At 72.1% G+C, this 16,689-nt stretch carries 13 protein-coding genes; 6 read left to right on the top strand and 7 right to left on the bottom strand.

Features of this window, described 5'->3' with window-relative positions:
* Nucleotides 1-3 precede the first annotated feature (3 nt).
* The 6 genes from ACIBF7_RS23625 to aceB all read right to left on the bottom strand — a co-directional run bounded on the left by ACIBF7_RS23625 (nt 4) and on the right by aceB (nt 7,045).
* On the bottom strand, nt 4-741 hold the full coding sequence (locus tag ACIBF7_RS23625) for an IclR family transcriptional regulator (RefSeq protein WP_187281325.1): 738 nt from the start codon (nt 739-741) through the stop codon (nt 4-6).
* A gap of 71 nt (nt 742-812) precedes the next feature.
* Nucleotides 813-1,553, bottom strand: coding sequence for an IclR family transcriptional regulator (locus ACIBF7_RS23620; protein WP_397198268.1), 741 nt, complete (start codon nt 1,551-1,553; stop codon nt 813-815).
* Nucleotides 1,554-1,555: 2 nt separating this feature from the next.
* Nucleotides 1,556-2,758 carry a (Fe-S)-binding protein gene (locus ACIBF7_RS23615; RefSeq protein WP_397198163.1) on the bottom strand — a complete coding sequence of 401 codons (1,203 nt, stop codon included), beginning with the start codon at nt 2,756-2,758 and terminating at the stop codon, nt 1,556-1,558.
* On the bottom strand, nt 2,758-3,978 hold the full coding sequence (locus ACIBF7_RS23610; RefSeq protein WP_397198162.1) for an FAD-binding oxidoreductase: 1,221 nt from the start codon (nt 3,976-3,978) through the stop codon (nt 2,758-2,760). Before ACIBF7_RS23610 ends, ACIBF7_RS23615 begins: the two co-directional genes overlap by 1 nt.
* Complete coding sequence (locus tag ACIBF7_RS23605; RefSeq protein WP_397198161.1) at nt 3,978-5,417, bottom strand: FAD-linked oxidase C-terminal domain-containing protein; 1,440 nt, start codon at nt 5,415-5,417, stop codon at nt 3,978-3,980. The genes ACIBF7_RS23610 and ACIBF7_RS23605 overlap by 1 nt, the downstream gene beginning before the upstream one ends.
* Before the next feature lie 50 nt (nt 5,418-5,467).
* Complete coding sequence (aceB, locus tag ACIBF7_RS23600; RefSeq protein ID WP_397198160.1) at nt 5,468-7,045, bottom strand: malate synthase A; 1,578 nt, start codon at nt 7,043-7,045, stop codon at nt 5,468-5,470.
* A 145-nt stretch (nt 7,046-7,190) separates the two neighbouring features.
* Between aceB and ACIBF7_RS23595 the strand changes: the two genes are divergently transcribed.
* The 5 genes from ACIBF7_RS23595 to ACIBF7_RS23575 all read left to right on the top strand — a co-directional run bounded on the left by ACIBF7_RS23595 (nt 7,191) and on the right by ACIBF7_RS23575 (nt 12,913).
* Entirely contained in the window at nt 7,191-7,895 is a 705-nt protein-coding gene (locus ACIBF7_RS23595) for a DUF4097 family beta strand repeat-containing protein (RefSeq protein ID WP_148033514.1), read from the top strand.
* A gap of 83 nt (nt 7,896-7,978) precedes the next feature.
* Nucleotides 7,979-9,391 (top strand): GTPase HflX, encoded by a 1,413-nt coding sequence (gene hflX / locus ACIBF7_RS23590; protein WP_148033513.1) that lies wholly within the window; start codon nt 7,979-7,981, stop codon nt 9,389-9,391.
* A gap of 403 nt (nt 9,392-9,794) precedes the next feature.
* Nucleotides 9,795-11,003, top strand: a complete 1,209-nt coding sequence (hutI, locus tag ACIBF7_RS23585; protein WP_148033512.1) for an imidazolonepropionase — start codon at nt 9,795-9,797, stop codon at nt 11,001-11,003.
* A gap of 13 nt (nt 11,004-11,016) precedes the next feature.
* The gene (locus ACIBF7_RS23580) at nt 11,017-11,826 is read left to right on the top strand and encodes a DegV family protein (protein WP_397198159.1); all 810 of its coding nucleotides are present in this window, start codon (nt 11,017-11,019) and stop codon (nt 11,824-11,826) included.
* A 385-nt stretch (nt 11,827-12,211) separates the two neighbouring features.
* Nucleotides 12,212-12,913, top strand: coding sequence for a ComEA family DNA-binding protein (locus ACIBF7_RS23575; protein WP_261808759.1), 702 nt, complete (start codon nt 12,212-12,214; stop codon nt 12,911-12,913).
* Here the strand turns inward: ACIBF7_RS23575 and ACIBF7_RS23570 are convergent.
* On the bottom strand, nt 12,891-13,388 hold the full coding sequence (locus tag ACIBF7_RS23570) for a hypothetical protein (RefSeq protein ID WP_397198158.1): 498 nt from the start codon (nt 13,386-13,388) through the stop codon (nt 12,891-12,893). The genes ACIBF7_RS23575 and ACIBF7_RS23570 overlap by 23 nt on opposite strands.
* A 262-nt stretch (nt 13,389-13,650) precedes the next feature.
* Between ACIBF7_RS23570 and ACIBF7_RS23565 the strand changes: the two genes are divergently transcribed.
* Nucleotides 13,651-16,641, top strand: coding sequence for a ComEC/Rec2 family competence protein (locus tag ACIBF7_RS23565; RefSeq protein WP_397198157.1), 2,991 nt, complete (start codon nt 13,651-13,653; stop codon nt 16,639-16,641).
* Nucleotides 16,642-16,689 lie beyond the last annotated feature (48 nt).

The raw sequence follows: 16,689 nt of genomic DNA, 5'->3' as shown, positions 1-16,689 counted from the left end.
GCTTCAACCGTAATAGCCGAGCCGCCGGCTTATCTCCCGCGCGCCCTCGGCCACGGACTCGCCCACCTCAGGCAGCCGCTGCGGAGTCAGCCGGAAGGACGGGCCGGACGCGCTCACGGCGGCCACGACCGCGCCGTCGATGTTCCTGACCGGCGCCGCGACCGCGTTGAGCCCCGGCTCCAGCTCCTCCACCGCGGCCGCCCAGCCGCGCCGGACGATCTCCTCCAGCCCGAGCTGCCGCCGGTCGGTGATGGTCAGCGGGGTGAACCGGCGCAGCTCGTCCGGCACGGCCAGCGCGCCGAACGCCAGCAGCACCTTGCCGCTGGAGGTGGCGTGCGGGGGAGTACGGGCGCCGGCCCAGCTCTGCCCGCTGATCGCGGACGGGCCGCGCACCTGGCTGATGTTGACCACGTCGCCGTCGCGGGCCACCGCGATGTTGACGGTCTCGCCGACCTCCTCGGCCAGCCGCATGCAGACCGGCCTGCTCTCCCTGGCCAGGTCGAGCTGGGCGGTGGCGGCCCCGGCGAGCCGGACCACGCCGACGCCGAGCCGGTAGCGGCCCCGGTCGCCGGTCTGCTCCACCAGCCCGCCCTGCTCCAGGGCGCCGAGCAGCCGGGACGCGGTGGATTTGTGCACCTCCAGCTCCGAGGCGAGGTCCGTCACGCGGGTGGCGCCCTCGCGGGCCAGGATCTCCAGGATGGCGATGGCGCGGTCGACGGACTGCACGGAGCTGTTGCTCATAGCGCAACAGCTTAGTCCGTCCGAGCGCCGAGAGTCGTCGTCACCCTGACGAAAACAGGGCTTCCATGGCGCTATCCGGCGGCCGGGCTCAGCTCCGCGCCGAACGCCTCGGCGATCTTCAGCATGCCGCGGGCCAGCTCGTCGCGGTCCAGGGCGTCGATCCGCTCGGCCGGGCCCGACACCGACATGGCCGCCACCACCCGGTCGCCGTCGCGCACCGGCACGGCAAGGCAGTGCACGCCCAGCTCCTCCTCGCCCAGGTCGAGCGCGTAGCCGCGGTCGCGCACCACGTCGAACTCGGCCAGCATGGGGCCGGTGGCGGTGATCGTGTTGGGCGTCCGCCGCGGCATGCCGGTGCGCTCCAGCAGCGTGACCGCGTCGTGGGCGGCCCGCCACGCCAGCAGCACCTTGCCCACCGCCGTGCTGTGCGGCAGCACCCTCCTGCCGACCTCGGCGAACATCCGCAGCCTGCGCGGCGACGGCACCTGCGCCACGTAGACGATGAAGTCGCCTTCGAGCACCGCCAGGTTGGCCGTCTCGCCCGACAGCTCCACCATCCGCGTCAGGTGCGGCTGCGCCCACACGCCGACCATGCCCTCGGCCACGCCGCCGAGCCGCACCAGCCCGCCGCCCAGCGCGTAGCGGCGATCGGACTCCTGGCGCACGTAGCCGCGCGACAGCAGGGTCTGCAGCAGCCGGTGGATGGTCCCGTACGGCAGCCCGGTGCGGGCGGCGATCTCCGACAGGCTCGCCTCGCCACCCTGCTCGGCCAGCGCCTCCAGCACGTCGAGCGCACGCTCGACCGACTGCACGCTCACAGGGAGACCCCGCGCAGCGACGCGTCCAGCACCTCGGCGGTGTGCGCCACCTTGATCTCCGCTCCCTGGCGGCGCATCGCGGCGGCGATCTGCATGGTGCAGCCGGGGTTGGCCGACACCAGCAGCCCGGCCCCGGTGGAGCCGACGGCCTTGGCCTTGAGGTCGCCGAGGTCGCGGGCCGCCTCGGGCTGGAAGATGTTGTAGGTGCCGGCCGAGCCGCAGCAGATGGCCGAGTCGGGCACCTCGCGCAGCTCCAGCCCGGGGATGCCGCGCAGCAGCTCGCGCGGCTGCGACCGGACGCCCTGGGCGTGCGCCAGGTGGCACGCGTCGTGGTAGGCCACGGTCAGCGGCAGCGGGCGCCGCTCGGCCACCGGGCCCAGCTCGACCAGGTACTCCGACAGGTCCATCACCCGGAAGCCCGGCTCCTCGCCGAGCAGCTCCCCGTACTCCTTCATGGACGAGCCGCACCCGGCGGCGTTGACCACCACGACCTCGACGCCCGCCCTGCGGAAGGCGCGGACCGTGCGGCGGGCCAGCCGCCTGGCCTGGTCCTCGCGCCCGGCGTGCACGCTCAGCGCGCCGCAGCAGCCCTGCCCCGCGGGGATCAGCACGTCGCAGCCCTCCAGCGCGAGCACCCGCGCGGTGGCCGCGTTGACCTGCGGGAAGAACTCGCCCTGCACGCACCCGGTCAGCATGCCGACCACGGCCCGCCGCGGACCTCTGGCCCGCACCAGCCGGGGCAGCCGCTGCCGCCGCCGCACCTCGGGCACCAGCGCCGCCATCGCGCCCAGGCTCGGATGCGCCCGTTCGAGGAACGGCGCCAGCCGCCGGACCAGCCCCGTGCCGGGCCGCGTCAGCCGCAGCCTGCGCGGGTACGGGAACAGCCCGAACACCAGGCCGCGCACCGCCCGCTCCTGGGGGTCGCGCTCGTGCGCCCGCTCGACCTCGGCCCTGGTCTGCTCGATCAGCCGGTCGTAGCGGACCCCGGAAGGGCAGGCGGTCACGCACGCCATGCAGCCCAGGCAGGCGTCGAAGTGGCCGGCCATCTCCGGCGTCACCGCAGTGCCCTCCACGTGCTGCTTCATCAGGTGGATGCGGCCGCGCGGGGAGTCCATCTCCTCGCCCCACAGCACGTACGTGGGACACGTCGGCAGGCAGAACCCGCAGTGCACGCAGTCGCCGATCAGGTCGGGGTCCATCAGATGCCTCCCACGAACCGGCCGGGAGACATCCTTCGCCCCGGGTCGAACCGTTCCTTCACCCGCCGCATCAGCGGCAGCGCGCCGACGCGCCCCCACCGCTGGACGCTCTCGTACGGGGTCGCGTGCACGACGAGCCGGGCCCCGCAGAGCTCCAGCCGGTCGCGCAGCGCGTCCACCGCGCCGGAGACCTTCTCCTCGTCCTCCTCGCCCCACAGCTCCAGCCAGATCCGGCCGGTCACCGCGGACCCGCGCAGCGAGAAGCCGCTGTAGTGCACCGCGTCGAGCACCTCGGTCAGCGCGGCCGGCGGGAAGCGCACCTCGGCCAGCAGGTCGTCGTCGACGATCAGCCCCCACTGCGGCGGCGGCTCGTCGCGCACCCCGGTCACCGGCTCGCCCATCCGCTCAGCCAGCGCCCGGGCACGCTCCTCCGCCGCCGCGCCCTCGACGAGCACGGTCATCCAGATCGGCCCCTGCCCGTGCGGCCAGTCGAGCTCGACGGCGCTCGGCTCCTCCTGGGCGGCGGCCAGCATCGCGGCCAGCTCGCTCACCTGGCACGGCCCGCGCTCCGACACCTGGGGAGGTTCGATCACCGCCACGATCCAGCGCCGGTCGGCGGGCAGCGGGTGGAGCCGGAAGGTGGCCTCGGCGATCACGCCGAGCGTGCCGAACGAGCCGGTGAACAGTTTGCCCAGGTCATAACCGGCGACGTTCTTGACGACCTTGCCGCCCGAGCGCGCGACGGTGCCGTCGGGCAGCACGACGGTGATGCCGATAAGCAGGTCGCGGGCCGTGCCATAGCGGAAGGCGCGCGGCCCCGCGACCGCGGCGGCGAGCGTACCACCGATCGTGGTGCCTTCGGTGAACGGAACGTCGAGAGCGAGCTCCTGGCCGCTGCCGGCGAGCGCCGCCGCGAGGGCATCCATGGTCACCCCGGCCTGGGCGCGCACCACCAGATCGCCGGCCGCGTGCTCGACGATCTCGTTCATGCAGCACAGGTCGAGCAGCACGTCCAGCCGCTCCGGCGGCGGGCCCCAGTGCAGCTTGGTGCCGCCGCCGGCGGGCACGACCGCGAGGTCGCGCGCCGCGCAGGCGCGCATCAGGGCCGACACCTCCTCGACCGTCTCGGGCAGCGCCACCCAGCGCGGCGTCACCCCGCACACGGCGTCTTCCGGCCCGGCCTCCCTGACCGTCACCCCGGTCAGATCCTCTGAGAGCATCAGAACTGCTCCGCCTTCCCGGACTCCACCAGCGGGTGCACGCCCTTCCGCACCCCGGGCACCTCGCCGCACAGCCGCGGCGTGGGGAACACCTTGCCGGGGTTCGACAGGCCCCGGGGGTCGAACGCGCACCGTACGAGCTGCATGGTGTCGAGGTCGTCGTCGGTGAACATGCGCGGCATGTATCTCGCCTTGTCGACGCCCACCCCGTGCTCGCCGGTGATGGAGCCGCCGTGTTCGATGCACAGGTCCAGGATCGCGCCCGACACCGTCTCCGCGCGCTCGCCGGCGCCCGGCTCGGCGTCGTCGAACAGCACCAGCGGGTGCAGGTTGCCGTCGCCGGCGTGGAACACGTTCGCCACCCTGATGCGGTGCTCGGCCGACAGCCGGTCGATCTCGGCCAGCACGCGAGGCAGCGCGGTGCGCGGCACCACGCCGTCCTGCACGATGTAGGCCGGGCTGATCCGGCCGACGGCGGCGAACGCCGACTTGCGGCCCTTCCAGATCGCCGCCCGCTCCTCCTGGCCCGCCGCCACCCGCAGCTCGAACGCGCCCGCGCAGATCTCCTTGAGCCGCGCGAACTGGAGCTCGACCTCGGCCGACGGGCCGTCCAGCTCGACGATCAGCACGGCGCCCGCGCCACGCGGGTAGTCGCAGGCCACCGCCGCCTCGGCGGCCTCGATGGCCAGCGCGTCCATCATCTCGATCGCCGCGGGCACGATGCCGGCCCCGATGATGGCCGACACCGCCCTGCCGCCCTGCTCGATGTTCTCGAAGGCGGCCAGCACGGTGGTGACCGACTCGGGCGCGCGGCTCAGCCGTACCGTGATCTTCGTGGCGATGCCGAGGGTGCCCTCCGAGCCGATGAACGCGCCCAGCAGGTCGTAGCCGGGGTCCATCCGGTCCAGCGTCACCAGGTCACCGTCGGGGGTGACGATCTCGCAGGCCTCGACGTGGTTGACGGTGAAGCCGTACTTGAGGCAGTGGGCGCCGCCGGAGTTCTCCGCCACGTTGCCGCCGATCGAGCAGATCTGCTGGCTGGACGGGTCGGGCGCGTAGTAGTAGCCCTGGTCGCGCACCGCCTCGGTGATCGCCAGGTTGGTGACCCCCGGCTCGACGACCGCCCGGCGGTTCGGCAGGTCGACCTCCAGGACGCGGCGCATCCTGGAGGTGACGACGAGCACCCCGTCCTCGCGGGGCAGCGCGCCGCCCGACAGGCCCGTGCCCGAGCCGCGGGCCACGAAGGGCACCGCGAACTCGTTGCACAGCCTGACCACGGACGCCACCTGCTCGGCGGTGTCGGGGAGCACGACCACGCCTGGCGTGGCCCGGTGATAGGTGAGACCGTCACACTCGTAGGTACGCAGCCGGACGGGGTCCGTTATCACCGCGTCGGCGGGCAGCACCTCGCGCAGCGCCGCCGTCAGCGTGTCCAGCATGGCGCCTCCAGCGAACTCGGCCTCCCTATAGTGCAAATATATGGCGGCATCTACGGCATTCGGGCGTATGCCGGAAGCGTCAGGAAATCGGCGAAGTCGTCGTCCAGTGCGACCTCCTTGAACAGCTCCGTCGCCTGCCCGAACAGCTTCTCGTCGTAGCCAGGCTCGGCCGCGATCTTCTCCAGCTCCTCGCCGATGATCCGCTCGACCAGCTCCTTGGTGACCTGGGCCCCGGTGTCGGCGAGGGTGATGTCGTTGTGGATCCACTGCCAGATCTGGGAGCGGGAGATCTCGGCCGTGGCCGCGTCCTCCATCAGGTTGTGGATCGCCACCGCGCCCAGCCCGCCCATCCACGCGGCCAGGTAGCGCAGCGCCACGTCCACGTTGTTGCGCAGCCCCGCCTCGGTGATGTCGCCCGGCGTCTCGGAGACGGCCAGCAGGTCGGCGGCGGTGACGGTGACGTCCTCACGCAGCCGGTCGAGCTGGTTGGGGCGGTCGCCGAGCACGCCGTCGAAGACCTCGCGGCAGATCGGCACCAGGTCGGGGTGCGCCACCCAGGAGCCGTCGAAGCCGTCGCCCGACTCGCGCGTCTTGTCGGCGCGGACCTTCTCCAGCGCGACCGCGTTGACCTCCGGGTCGCGCCGCGACGGGATGAACGCCGCCATGCCGCCGATCGCGTGCGCGCCCCGCTTGTGGCAGGTGCGCACCAGCAGCTCGGTGTACGCGCGCATGAACGGGGCGGTCATCGTCACCGCGTTGCGCTCAGGCAGCAGGAACTCGCGGCCCCGGGTGCGGAAGCTCTTGATCACGCTGAACAGGTAGTCCCAGCGGCCCGCGTTGAGCCCAGCCGAGTGGTCGCGCAGCTCGTAGAGGATCTCCTCCATCTCGAACGCGGCCGGGTAGGTCTCGATGAGCACGGTCGCCCTGATCGTGCCGTGCGGGACGCCCAGCAGCTCCTGGGCGCGGGTGAACACGTCGTTCCACAGCCGCGCCTCCAGGTGGGACTCCATCTTCGGCAGGTAGAAGTAAGGGCCGCTGCCCTTGTCGAGCTGCCGCTTCGCGCAGTGGAAGAAGTAGAGGCCGAAGTCGAACAGCGACGCCGACACCGGGTCGCCGTCGACCAGCGCGTGCTTCTCGTCCAGGTGCCAGCCGCGCGGCCGCACCACGATCGTGGCCAGCTCCTCGTCGGGACGGAGCGCGTAGGCCTTGCCGCCGGACTCGAAGTCGATCGTACGGTCGAGCGCCTCGCGCAGGTTGAGCTGGCCGAGCACGCAGTTCTCCCAGAGCGGGGAGTTGGCGTCCTCGAAGTCGGCCAGCCACACCTTGGCGCCCGAGTTGAGGGCGTTGATGGTCATCTTGCGGTCGACCGGCCCGGTGATCTCGACCCGCCGGTCCTCCAGGCCGGGCGCGGGCGGCGCGACCTGCCAGTCGCCCTCCCTGATCTCCTTGGTCTCCGGCAGGAAGTCGAGCGTGCCGCCCGCCGCCAGCTCGCGCTGCCTGGCCTGGCGGGCCTCCAGCAGCTCCAGCCGCCTGCCGCCGAACTCCCGCTGCAGTGTCGTCAGGAACGAGAGCGCCTCGGGCGTGAGGACCTCGTCGAACCGGTCGAGCATCGGGCCGGTGATCTCCATGGTGCGATCTCTTTCCGCTTCGTGGAAAACTGCTTCTGGATTATGGAAGGGAAGCTACGCCATCCGGGTTCCGAGGGTCAAAGCCGGGGGCGCCTTCGGGGGCATCCCCGATGCGTGGGGGTGCCACGCGCGGAAGGATCGGGGCATGAAGAGACTTGTGATCGCGGGTGGCCTCCTGGCCTCGGCCGCGTTGCTGACCGGCGGTCTGACGGGATGCGGCCTGACGGGCATCGCCGGGCCCACCGAGCAGGACTCCGTCTCGTACGAGGTCGCGGAGAAGGTCACGAAGCTGGAGGTGCACAACGGCTCCGGCGACACCGAGATCACCGAGACCGACCGCCGCACGGTGAAGGTCGACGAGACCATCCAGTGGCGCGGCGAGAAGCCGACGACCGAGCACACGGTCAACGGCGACACGCTTGTGATCAAGTACGACTGCCCGAGGCTGGTCGCCGGCAACTGCGGCGTCAACTACAAGATCGAGGTGCCGAAGGGCCTCCAGGTCACCACCGAGGCCGGCTCCGGCGACATCACGCTCAGGGCGCTGTCGGGGCCGCTCACCGTGAGCTCCGGCTCCGGCACGGTCGACGCCTCCGGCCTGACGGGCAAGACGGTCGTCGCCGAGCTGGGCTCGGGCGACATCGAGCTCGAGTACGCGGCCGCGCCGGACAGCGCCGAGGTGGAGACGGGCTCGGGGAGCGTCATCCTGCGCGTCCCCGACGAGGGCTACGACGTGAGCACCGACGTCGGCAGCGGCGACGCCACGGTCTCGGTCCGCGACGAGCAGAACGCGCCTCGCAAGATCAAGGTCAGCGCCGGATCGGGCGACGTCAGCGTGTTGCCGCAATAATCAGGTGTTGGCGGTGAGGATGTCGTGCCACGATCGGGGAAGACACCGAGGTGTCCAGACGTTTCCTATTAGAGATGACACGAATGCACGAAAACCCCGCGATCGAAGAGTACGAGACCGGCGAGATGGACCTCGAGGAGCGCCAGGCGCTACGGCGCGTCGCAGGCCTCTCCACTGAACTTCAAGACATTTCCGAGGTCGAGTACCGGCAGCTGCGACTCGAGCGGGTCGTCCTGGTCGGGGTCTGGACCTCGGGCACGGTCGAGGACGCGGAGAACTCGCTCCAGGAGCTGAAGCTCCTGGCCGAGACCGCGGGTTCCCAGGTCCTCGAAGGCCTGATCCAGCGCCGCAAGTTCGCCGACCCCTCCACCTACATCGGCTCCGGCAAGGCGCTGGAGCTGCGTGACGTGGTCGAGTCGACCGGCGCCGACACGGTGATCTGCGACGGCGAACTGAGCCCTGGCCAGCTCCGCCAGCTCGAAGACATCGTCAAGGTGAAGGTCATCGACCGTACGGCGCTGATCCTCGACATCTTCGCCCAGCACGCGAAGAGCCGGGAGGGCAAGGCCCAGGTCGAGCTCGCCCAGCTCCAGTACCTCCTGCCGCGCCTGCGCGGCTGGGGCGGCAACCTGTCCCGCCAGGTCGGCGGCCGGGCGGCCGGCGGCATCGGCATCGGCGGACGCGGCCCCGGTGAGACCAAGATCGAGCTGGACCGCCGCCGCATCCGCGAGCGGATGTCCAAGCTGCGCCGCCAGATCAAGGGCATGTCCACCTCCCGCGACACCATGCGCCAGCGCCGCCAGCAGCGTGAGGTGCCCGCGGTCGCCATCGCCGGCTACACCAACGCGGGCAAGTCCTCGCTGCTCAACCGGATCACCGGGGCGGGCGTGCTGGTGGAGGACGCGCTGTTCGCCACCCTCGACCCGACCGTGCGCCGCTCGCGCACGCCCGAGGGCAGGCTGTTCACGATCGCCGACACCGTCGGGTTCGTCCGTCACCTGCCGACCCAGCTCGTCGAGGCGTTCCGGTCGACGCTGGAGGAGGTCGGCGACGCCGACCTGATCCTCCACGTGGTCGACGGCTCGCACCCCGACCCCGAGGGACAGCTCGCCGCCGTGCGCGAGGTCTTCGGGACCATCGAGGGCGCGTCCGACCTGCCGGAGATCGTGGTGATCAACAAGGCCGACGCGGCCGACCAGGAGGTGCTCGACCGCCTGACGCGACGCGAGCGCGACAGCGTCGTGGTGTCCGCCCGCACCGGCGCCGGCATCCCCGAACTGCTGGCCCTCATCGAGCGCAGCCTGCCGCGGCTCGACCACGAGGTCGCGCTGCTCGTCCCGTACGACCGGGGCGACCTGATCTCGCGGGCCCACAAGGAGGGCGAGGTGCTCTCGGTGGACCACGTCGAGGAGGGCACCATCCTGCACGCCCGCGTGCTGCCGAGCCTCTACCAGGAGCTGATGCGCGTAGGCAAGCCGGTCGAACGAGTCTCTTAACGGCACGCGAGGGCAGCTCTGGTCACAAAGTGGCCAGGGCTGCCCAAACGCGGCAGTGGTCCCGCAACGCTGGGATTGCTAGGATTAGCCGAGCCTTTCGACTTAATGACACGGGTTAGGGATGACGGCTGCTGCGCACGATGGAGCACGCGGGGGCCTGTGGTTGAGGGTGTGGCGTCTGGGATGAGTGGGCTTTCTTCCGGATAACCCTGTACAGCAAGCCCGCTTGTGAAATAACGTAACTGAACTGAAATCGCCGGATCATGAGTCAGGCGATACGGTCACCGCTACAGCATCGCGGATGAGAGCAGGAGACCCCCATGTCGTCCGGACCCGGAGCGGACTCAGTGGGCGCGGCGGAGGCCGTGCGCTGCGTGCTGCTCCCGCGTGGGGCGGTGATGCGGTGACCGTTCGGCTGCTGACCAACATCGGCCGCCTGTGGACCGGCAACGAGGTCCTCAGCAACGCCGCCATCCTCGTGCACAACGACCGCATCGCGTGGGTCGGCCGGGCGCCCGACCTGCCGCAGAGCGTCCCCGGCGTCGTCGACGACATCGTCGACGTCGACCACGTCGAAAACCTGAGCGGCGCGCTCGTCACCCCAGGCCTCATCGACGCCCACACCCACCCCGTCTACGCCGGCAACCGCTACGCCGAGCTGGCCATCCGCACCGGCGGTTCGACCTCCGCGTCGATCACCGCCGCGGGCGGCGGCGTGGGCTCGACCGTCACCGTGACGCGCGGCACCGACCCGTGGACGCTCTGCAACGGCGTGCGCGAGCGGCTGCGCGGCTGGCTGCTCAACGGCACCACCACCGTCGAGGCCAAGACCGGCTACCACCTCACCCGCGACGGCGAGCTGGCCGACGTGCGGCTCCTGCGCGAGCTGGAGAAGGAGCCGATGATGCCGCGGGTGCACGTCACCTTCCTCGCGGCGCACGTCGTGCCTCCCGAATACTTCGGCCGCCAGCGCGAATACGTCGAGGCCGTGGGCGCCTGGTGCGCCGACGCGGCCGCGGCCGGCGCCGACAGCGTCGACGTCTACTGCGACGAGGGCCACTTCACCACCGAGGAGTCCCGCTGGGTGCTCGCCTCGGGCCGCAACGTCGGCCTGCTGCCGCGCATCCACGCCGGCCTCTTCAGCCGCCGCGGCGCCGTGCAGCTCGCCGCCGAGCTCGGCTGCGCCTCCGCCGACGGCCTGCACCACATGTCCGAAGAGGACATCGCGATCATGTCCCGCTACGGGGTGCCCGCCGTCGTCTGCCCCGCCACCGCCCTCCAGCGCGGCCACCTGCCGCCGGTCCGCCAGATGATCAAGCACGGCGTGCAGATCGCGCTCGGCAGCGACCACAACCCCGGCTACTGCGGCATCACCTCGATGTCGCTGGTCATCGCGATGGCCGTGTCGGCGTTCGGGATGAGCGTCAACGACGCGCTGCGCGCGGCGACGCTGGGCGGCGCGACCGTCCTCGGCGCTCCCGACCGAGGGGTGCTGCAGCCGGGACGCCTCGCCGACATCGTCCAGTGGGACGCCGACCACGAGGGCGCCTTCGCCTGGTCCTTCGGCCTCAAGCCGCGCCGCGTCTGGCGGGGTGGGACGCCGGTTCAGTAGTTAAAGTCGGGGTATGCCGCCCGCTGTCGCCGTAGTCACGGATTCCACCGCTTACTTGCCTGAGGTGTCGGGCGTCGCTGTTGTCCCCGTACAGGTGATTTCCGGTGATCAGTCCTGGGATGAGCCCGAGTTCGCCGGAAATTTCGCGACAGCAACCACTTCGCGGCCCGCGCCGGAGCGCTTCGCGTCCTGCTACGCCGCGCTCGCCGCGCAGGGCGCGGCGAGCGCCGTGTCCATCCACCTGTCGGGAGACCTGTCCGGCACCGTGGAGTCGGCCAGGACGGCGGCACGCGAGGCGCCGCTGCCGGTTACGGTCGTGGACAGCCGCTCGATCGGGATGGGCGTCGGCTTCCCCGTCCTGGCGGCGGCCCGCGCCGCCGAGGCGGGGGAGTCCCTGGAGTCGGTGGCGGCTGCGGCCAGCCGGTGCGCCGCCCGCACGCGGACCTTCTTCTACGTCGACACGCTGGACCACATGCGCCGTGGCGGCCGGATCGGCGCGGCGGCCTCGCTGCTGGGCTCGGCCCTCATGATCAAGCCATTGCTGCACCTGACGGACGGGCGCATCGCCCTGCTGGAGAAGGTCCGCACCTCGGCCCGCGCCCTCACGCGCCTGGAGGACCTGGCGGTGGAGGAGGCGGGCGACGAGCCGGTCGAGATCGCCGTCCAGCACCTGGCCGCCCCGGACCGCGCCGAGTCCCTCGCCGCCAACCTGGCGAAGCGGGTGCGCGGGCCGGTGGGGATCCGGGTGGTGGAGGTGGGCGCGGTGATCGGGGTCCACGTGGGGCCGGGCATGCTGGGCATCACGATCTCTCCGACGTCGTAGCCGGGGGTGGTCGCGGCGGTGGCTGGGGAGGGCCTGTCGCGACGGGGAGGTTCGCGCGGGACCGGGGGGTCCAAGGCTTTTCGGGAACACGGGGGGTTGGCACTGTGCCTAGCTTGACGTCTCGAGCGCGCCTTTTTAGGAGCCTGGGGCGCTGGTACCGCGCCCAGCCTGTCGTCTTGGGTGCGGCTTTTCGTGACCCCGGGGCTCCGGTGCCGTCCCTAGCTTGATGTCCCGGACGCGGCCTTTCGGGAACCCCTCGGTCGGCTGCCGTACCGGGTGTCTTCGTTCGCTGGGCTCGCCGTAGGGCCTGTGAACAAGGCGTCGTTGTCCACAGAACCTCGTTCGGGACGTGTCGGGCACCGGGCTGCCCCGTACCTTTCCGGCCGTGCGCGCCCAAGATTCGACGTCCGAGCGGACCATCGCCGAGTCCCGGCTCCGTTCTCTCACCGGTTCCGAGGGTGCCCCGTTCTCCGCCGGGGTGCCCGAGTCCTTCCAGGCCTTCCGGGCCGCCGCTCCCGCCCTGGACCCCGGGCGGCCCGGCGTGCGTGTCCTGCTGGCCCTCGGCGCCGCGGCGGTCCTGGTGGCGGGTTTCCTCCTCTGGCGCGCCCAGCCTGTCCCCGAGCCCTTGCCTGACCCGGCTCCGCTTGCCAGCGCGACGCCCGCCACCACCCCGACGACCAAGGTGACCGTCCACGTCGCCGGAAAAGTCCGTGAGCCGGGCGTCTACCCCCTGCCTACCGGCTCCCGCGTGCAGGACGCGATCACCGCCGCCGGAGGCATCCGCCGAGGCGCCCCTCTGGGCACTCTCAACCTGGCCAGACGCCTCGTCGACGGTGAGCAGATCATGGTCGGCGCCCCAGCGGCTGAGCCGGGCTCCGCCGCCGCACCCGAAGCCGCCGTCATCGACCTCAACGCCGCCACCCTGGACCAGCTCGAACAACTCCCCGGCGTGGGCGAGGTCCTGGCCTCCCGCATCGTCGACTTCCGCACCAGCCACGGCGGCTTCACCAGCGTCGACCAACTTCGCGAGGTCAGCGGCATCGGTACCCGGCGGTTCGAGGAGATCAAGCCGAAGGTCCGCATCTGATGCCGATCCCGATCCGTCCCTCAGCCACCACCACCCAGACCCCCAACGATCGTGTCGACGCCGCACCCGGCAGCGGCAGAGCGGAGGGCGGCGAAAGCAGCAGGCCCGCATTCAGCGGCGGGAAGTCCAGCGTCGGGACGTTCGGCGGCGAGAAGTCCAGCACCCCGACTCCCAACGAGACCGATCGTGTTGACGCCCCGCCTGGCGGCGGCAGGGCGGAAGGTGGCGAAGGCAGCAGGCCCGGATTCGGCGGCGCAAAGTCCACCGTCAGGAGCTTCGGCGGCGGAAGGTTCGGCGGCGCAAAGTCCAGCGTCGGGGGGTTCGACGGCGGAAGGTTCGGTGGCGCGAGGGGCGGCGGCGAGAAGTCCAGCGTCGGGAGGTTCAGTGGCGGGGCGTTCGGTGGCGCGAAGTTCGATCGCAGGAAGCCCGCCGTCGGAAAGTTCGGTGGCCGGACGTTCGGCCGCAGGAAGTCCACTCTGGGGGAGTTCGGTGGTGGAAGATCCGGCGTCGGAAGGATCGGTGCTGGGAGGCTCGGCGTCGGGAGGTCCGGTGGCGGAAGAACCGGCCTCGGGAAGCTTGGTGGGGCGAGGTTCAGGGTCAGAAAGCTTGGTGGGGCGAGGTTCAGGGTCGGGAAGATCGGTGGGGATTGGTTCGGTGGCAGCGAAGGTGGCGGGGCGGCGGGCTGCGGCGGGGCGTCGAGCCGTGGTGAGAGGGGCGGGGGCCACTTCTGGCCGCTCGTGATCCCGGCGGCCGCCGCATGGGCCACCGCTCTCGTTCTCCTCGGCTGCCCCGTCCAGGTCGCCGTCCTCACGTGCCTTCTCGCGGCGGCCGGCTCGCCGGTGGCCTGGCGGTTCGCGCGGAGCACGGCCCGCCGCAACACCATGGTCGCGGTGCTGATCAGCGTCGCCGCCACCAGCGGTTCGATCGCGCTCCGCCTGCACGCCGTCACCACCGGCCCCGTCGCCGAGCTGGCCGCCGAGGGCGCGTCCATCACCGCCGAGATCACCCTCACCGACGATCCCAAGGTCAGGCGCCCCAAGCCTGGCCTGTTCCAGCGGGACAGCATCGTCGTGGAGGCCAACCTGGAGATCCTCCGCACCGGCACCCGCCGCATCTCCGTCCACAGCCCGATCGTGGTCTTCGCCAACGGCGCGGAATGGCGACCGCTCCTCCCGAGCCAGCGTCTCCACGTCAGGGGCCGCCTCGCCGAGCCCACCTCGCCCGGCCTCGTCGCCGCCATCCTCCTGGTACGAGACCCGCCCGAGATCCTCACGCCCCCTTCGCCCGTCCACACGGTGGCAGGCGAGTTCCGCAGCGGCCTGCGCGAGGCGGCCGGCGTCCTCCCGCCTGACCAGCGTGGCCTCCTCCCGGCCCTGGTGGTCGGCGACGTCTCGCGGCTGGACCCCCAGGTCGACGAGGATCTCAGGGAAGCGGGCCTGAGCCACCTCAACGCTGTCAGCGGCGCCAACCTGGCGATCGTCGCGAGTGCCGCCCTCGCCCTCTGCCGGCTGGCCGGGTTGCCCCTCGCCCCCAGAGCCGCCTTCGCCGCCCTGGCCATGATCGCCTTCGCCATCGTGGCCCGGCCGTCCCCCAGCGTCCTGCGCGCCCTCCTGATGGGTCTGGTGGCCGCCCTGGCCCTGGGCACCGGCCGGGCCAAGGACGGCGTCGCCGCACTGTCCGCCGCCGTCCTGCTGCTCATCCTGTTCGTCCCCGACCTGGCCCGCTCCTACGGCTTCGCCCTCTCAGTGACGGCCACAGCCGGCATCCTCCTCTTGGCCCCTCGCTGGCGCACCCGCCTCACCGGCGACCTCACCGCACATCCCCCTCCCACCGCCCCAGGCTCAGCGGTCCACGCGCCTGTGGCCCGTCCCGTCTCCGGCTCGGGCAGGAAAGCGTGCCCAGCCCCGGAGCCGGAAGACTCCATGCGTCTGGCGCATCCCGGTTCAGGGCTGGGCCGGGACGCGAGGTCGTGGGACTTCCTGGCTGCGGCGAGTTCGGGTTCTGGGGAGGGCGGGGGTGGAAGTGCCCGCGTGAGACTGGAGGGCTTCGCGTCTGGGGCGCGTCCCGGTTGTGGGGTGGGTCGGGAGGCGGAGTCGAAGGGCTTCACGTCTGCGGCGCGTTCCGGTTCTGGGGCGGGTCGGGAGGCGGCGTTGGGGGACTTCTCGGCTGCGGCTAGTCCTGGTCCTGGAGTGGGTGGGGGTGGAAGTGCCCCCGTGAGGCTGGAGGGCTTCGCGTCTGGGGCGCGTCCCGGTTGTGGGGTGGGTCGGGAAGCGGGGGCGAAGGGCTCCGCGCCTGGGGCGCGTCCCGGTTCTGGAGTGGGCGGAGAGGCGGGGGCGGGGGAGTTCTCTGCTGCGGCGAGTCGGGGTCCTGGGTTGAGGGGGGTCGAGCCTGGGGCCGGTTCTGGTTTTGGGGTGGGTGGGGCAACGGGGGCGGTGGGGTTGGCGCGTCCCGGTGACTCCTGTCCGCGGTCTGTGGTGGAACGACGGGCGGTGGGGCGGCGCCGGGTGCGGTGGCCTCGGTGGGCGGCGGAGGCGGTGGTGGTGACCGCTGCGGCGCAGGCTGCCGTCACCCCCGTGCTGGTGCTCATGTCGGGTCAGATCAGCCTGGTGGCGGTGCCGGCCAACCTGCTGGCGGGGCCGGCTGTGGCGCCCGCGACCCTGCTGGGGTTCGTGGCGGCGCTGATCGCGCCGTTCTGGCCGGAGGCGGCGCAGGCGCTGGTGGTTCCGGCAGGGTACGCGGTCGGCTGGATCATCGTGGTCTCCCGGTGGGCGGTCGGCATCCCGCTGGCCAGCGTGCCCTGGCCGCAGGGGATCGCGGGGCTCGGGTTGCTGGCGGCCGCCGCCGCCGTGGCGGTGGTGCTGCTGAGGCGGCGGGCGGGGCGGGCCGTCTTGCTGGCCGTCGCGGCCGGGGTTCTGATCGCGGTGCTCGTGATCAGGCCCATCGCCACGCCCTGGCCGCCCAGAGGATGGCTAATGGTGATGTGCGACGTCGGCCAGGGCGACGGGCTGGTCATCGCGGCCGGTCCCGGCCAAGGTGTGGTCGTCGACGCCGGCCCCGACCCGGCCGTCATGGACCGGTGCCTGCGGCGGCTCGGCGTTCGGGACGTGCCCCTGGTGATCCTCACGCACCCGCACGGCGACCACGTCAACGGCCTGGCAGGCGTGCAGCGTGATCGGCGGGTGGGAGCGGTCATCACCAGCCCGCACCGCGCGTCCGCGCCGCAGAGCGCCCGTCTCAGCGCCGGCCTGGCGCGCCGCCGTATCCCCGAGCACACCGCGCAGCCGGGCACCCGGTGGCGGCTCGGCCCGTCCGAGTTGACCGTGCTCGCGCCCGAGTCAGCGGCGGCGGACGGGCCGGGGGAGGGCAGTGCCGCCAACAACGCGAGCATCGTCCTGCACGTCCGCTGGCGCGCGGGGTCGGCGTTGCTGAGCGGCGACATCGAGTCGGAGGCCCAGCACCGGCTCCTGCGTGACTCCCTGCCGAGGGCCGACATCTTCAAGGTCCCGCATCACGGATCGCCTCGGCAGGTCCCGGCCTTCTTCGCGGCGGTTCAGGCCCGTGCGGCACTGGTCAGCGTGGGAGCCGGCAACGGCTACGGCCACCCCGCCCCGTCCACCCTCAGCCTGCTGAACCGTATGGGCGCCCGCGTCTACCGTACGGACAAGTCGGGCGATGTCGCGATCGTCGACCAGGAAGGAGCCCTCGCGGTGGTATCGCGCGGACGCTGACCGCCCCAGAGCGGAACCGACCACCGGTCGCTCCCACGGGTATGGCCG

The organism is Nonomuraea sp. NPDC050478, from assembly GCF_044458265.1.
In the GTDB taxonomy this organism is placed as follows: Bacteria; Actinomycetota; Actinomycetes; order Streptosporangiales; family Streptosporangiaceae; genus Nonomuraea; species Nonomuraea ferruginea.
Note: the sequence above shows the minus strand (reverse complement) of the source record. Positions and strands in the feature narration are given on the sequence as shown.

Bases quoted from the DNA above. Each gene is read 5' to 3' on its own strand.
- ACIBF7_RS23625 (WP_187281325.1), bottom strand. From the start codon at position 741: ATGAGCAACAGCTCCGTGCAGTCCGTCGACCGCGCCATCGCCATCCTG.
- ACIBF7_RS23615 (WP_397198163.1), bottom strand. From the start codon at position 2,758: ATGGACCCCGACCTGATCGGCGACTGCGTGCACTGCGGGTTCTGCCTG.
- ACIBF7_RS23610 (WP_397198162.1), bottom strand. From the start codon at position 3,978: ATGCTCTCAGAGGATCTGACCGGGGTGACGGTCAGGGAGGCCGGGCCG.
- ACIBF7_RS23605 (WP_397198161.1), bottom strand. From the start codon at position 5,417: ATGCTGGACACGCTGACGGCGGCGCTGCGCGAGGTGCTGCCCGCCGAC.
- aceB (WP_397198160.1), bottom strand. From the start codon at position 7,045: ATGGAGATCACCGGCCCGATGCTCGACCGGTTCGACGAGGTCCTCACG.
- ACIBF7_RS23595 (WP_148033514.1), top strand. From the start codon at position 7,191: ATGAAGAGACTTGTGATCGCGGGTGGCCTCCTGGCCTCGGCCGCGTTG.
- hflX (WP_148033513.1), top strand. From the start codon at position 7,979: ATGCACGAAAACCCCGCGATCGAAGAGTACGAGACCGGCGAGATGGAC.
- ACIBF7_RS23580 (WP_397198159.1), top strand. From the start codon at position 11,017: ATGCCGCCCGCTGTCGCCGTAGTCACGGATTCCACCGCTTACTTGCCT.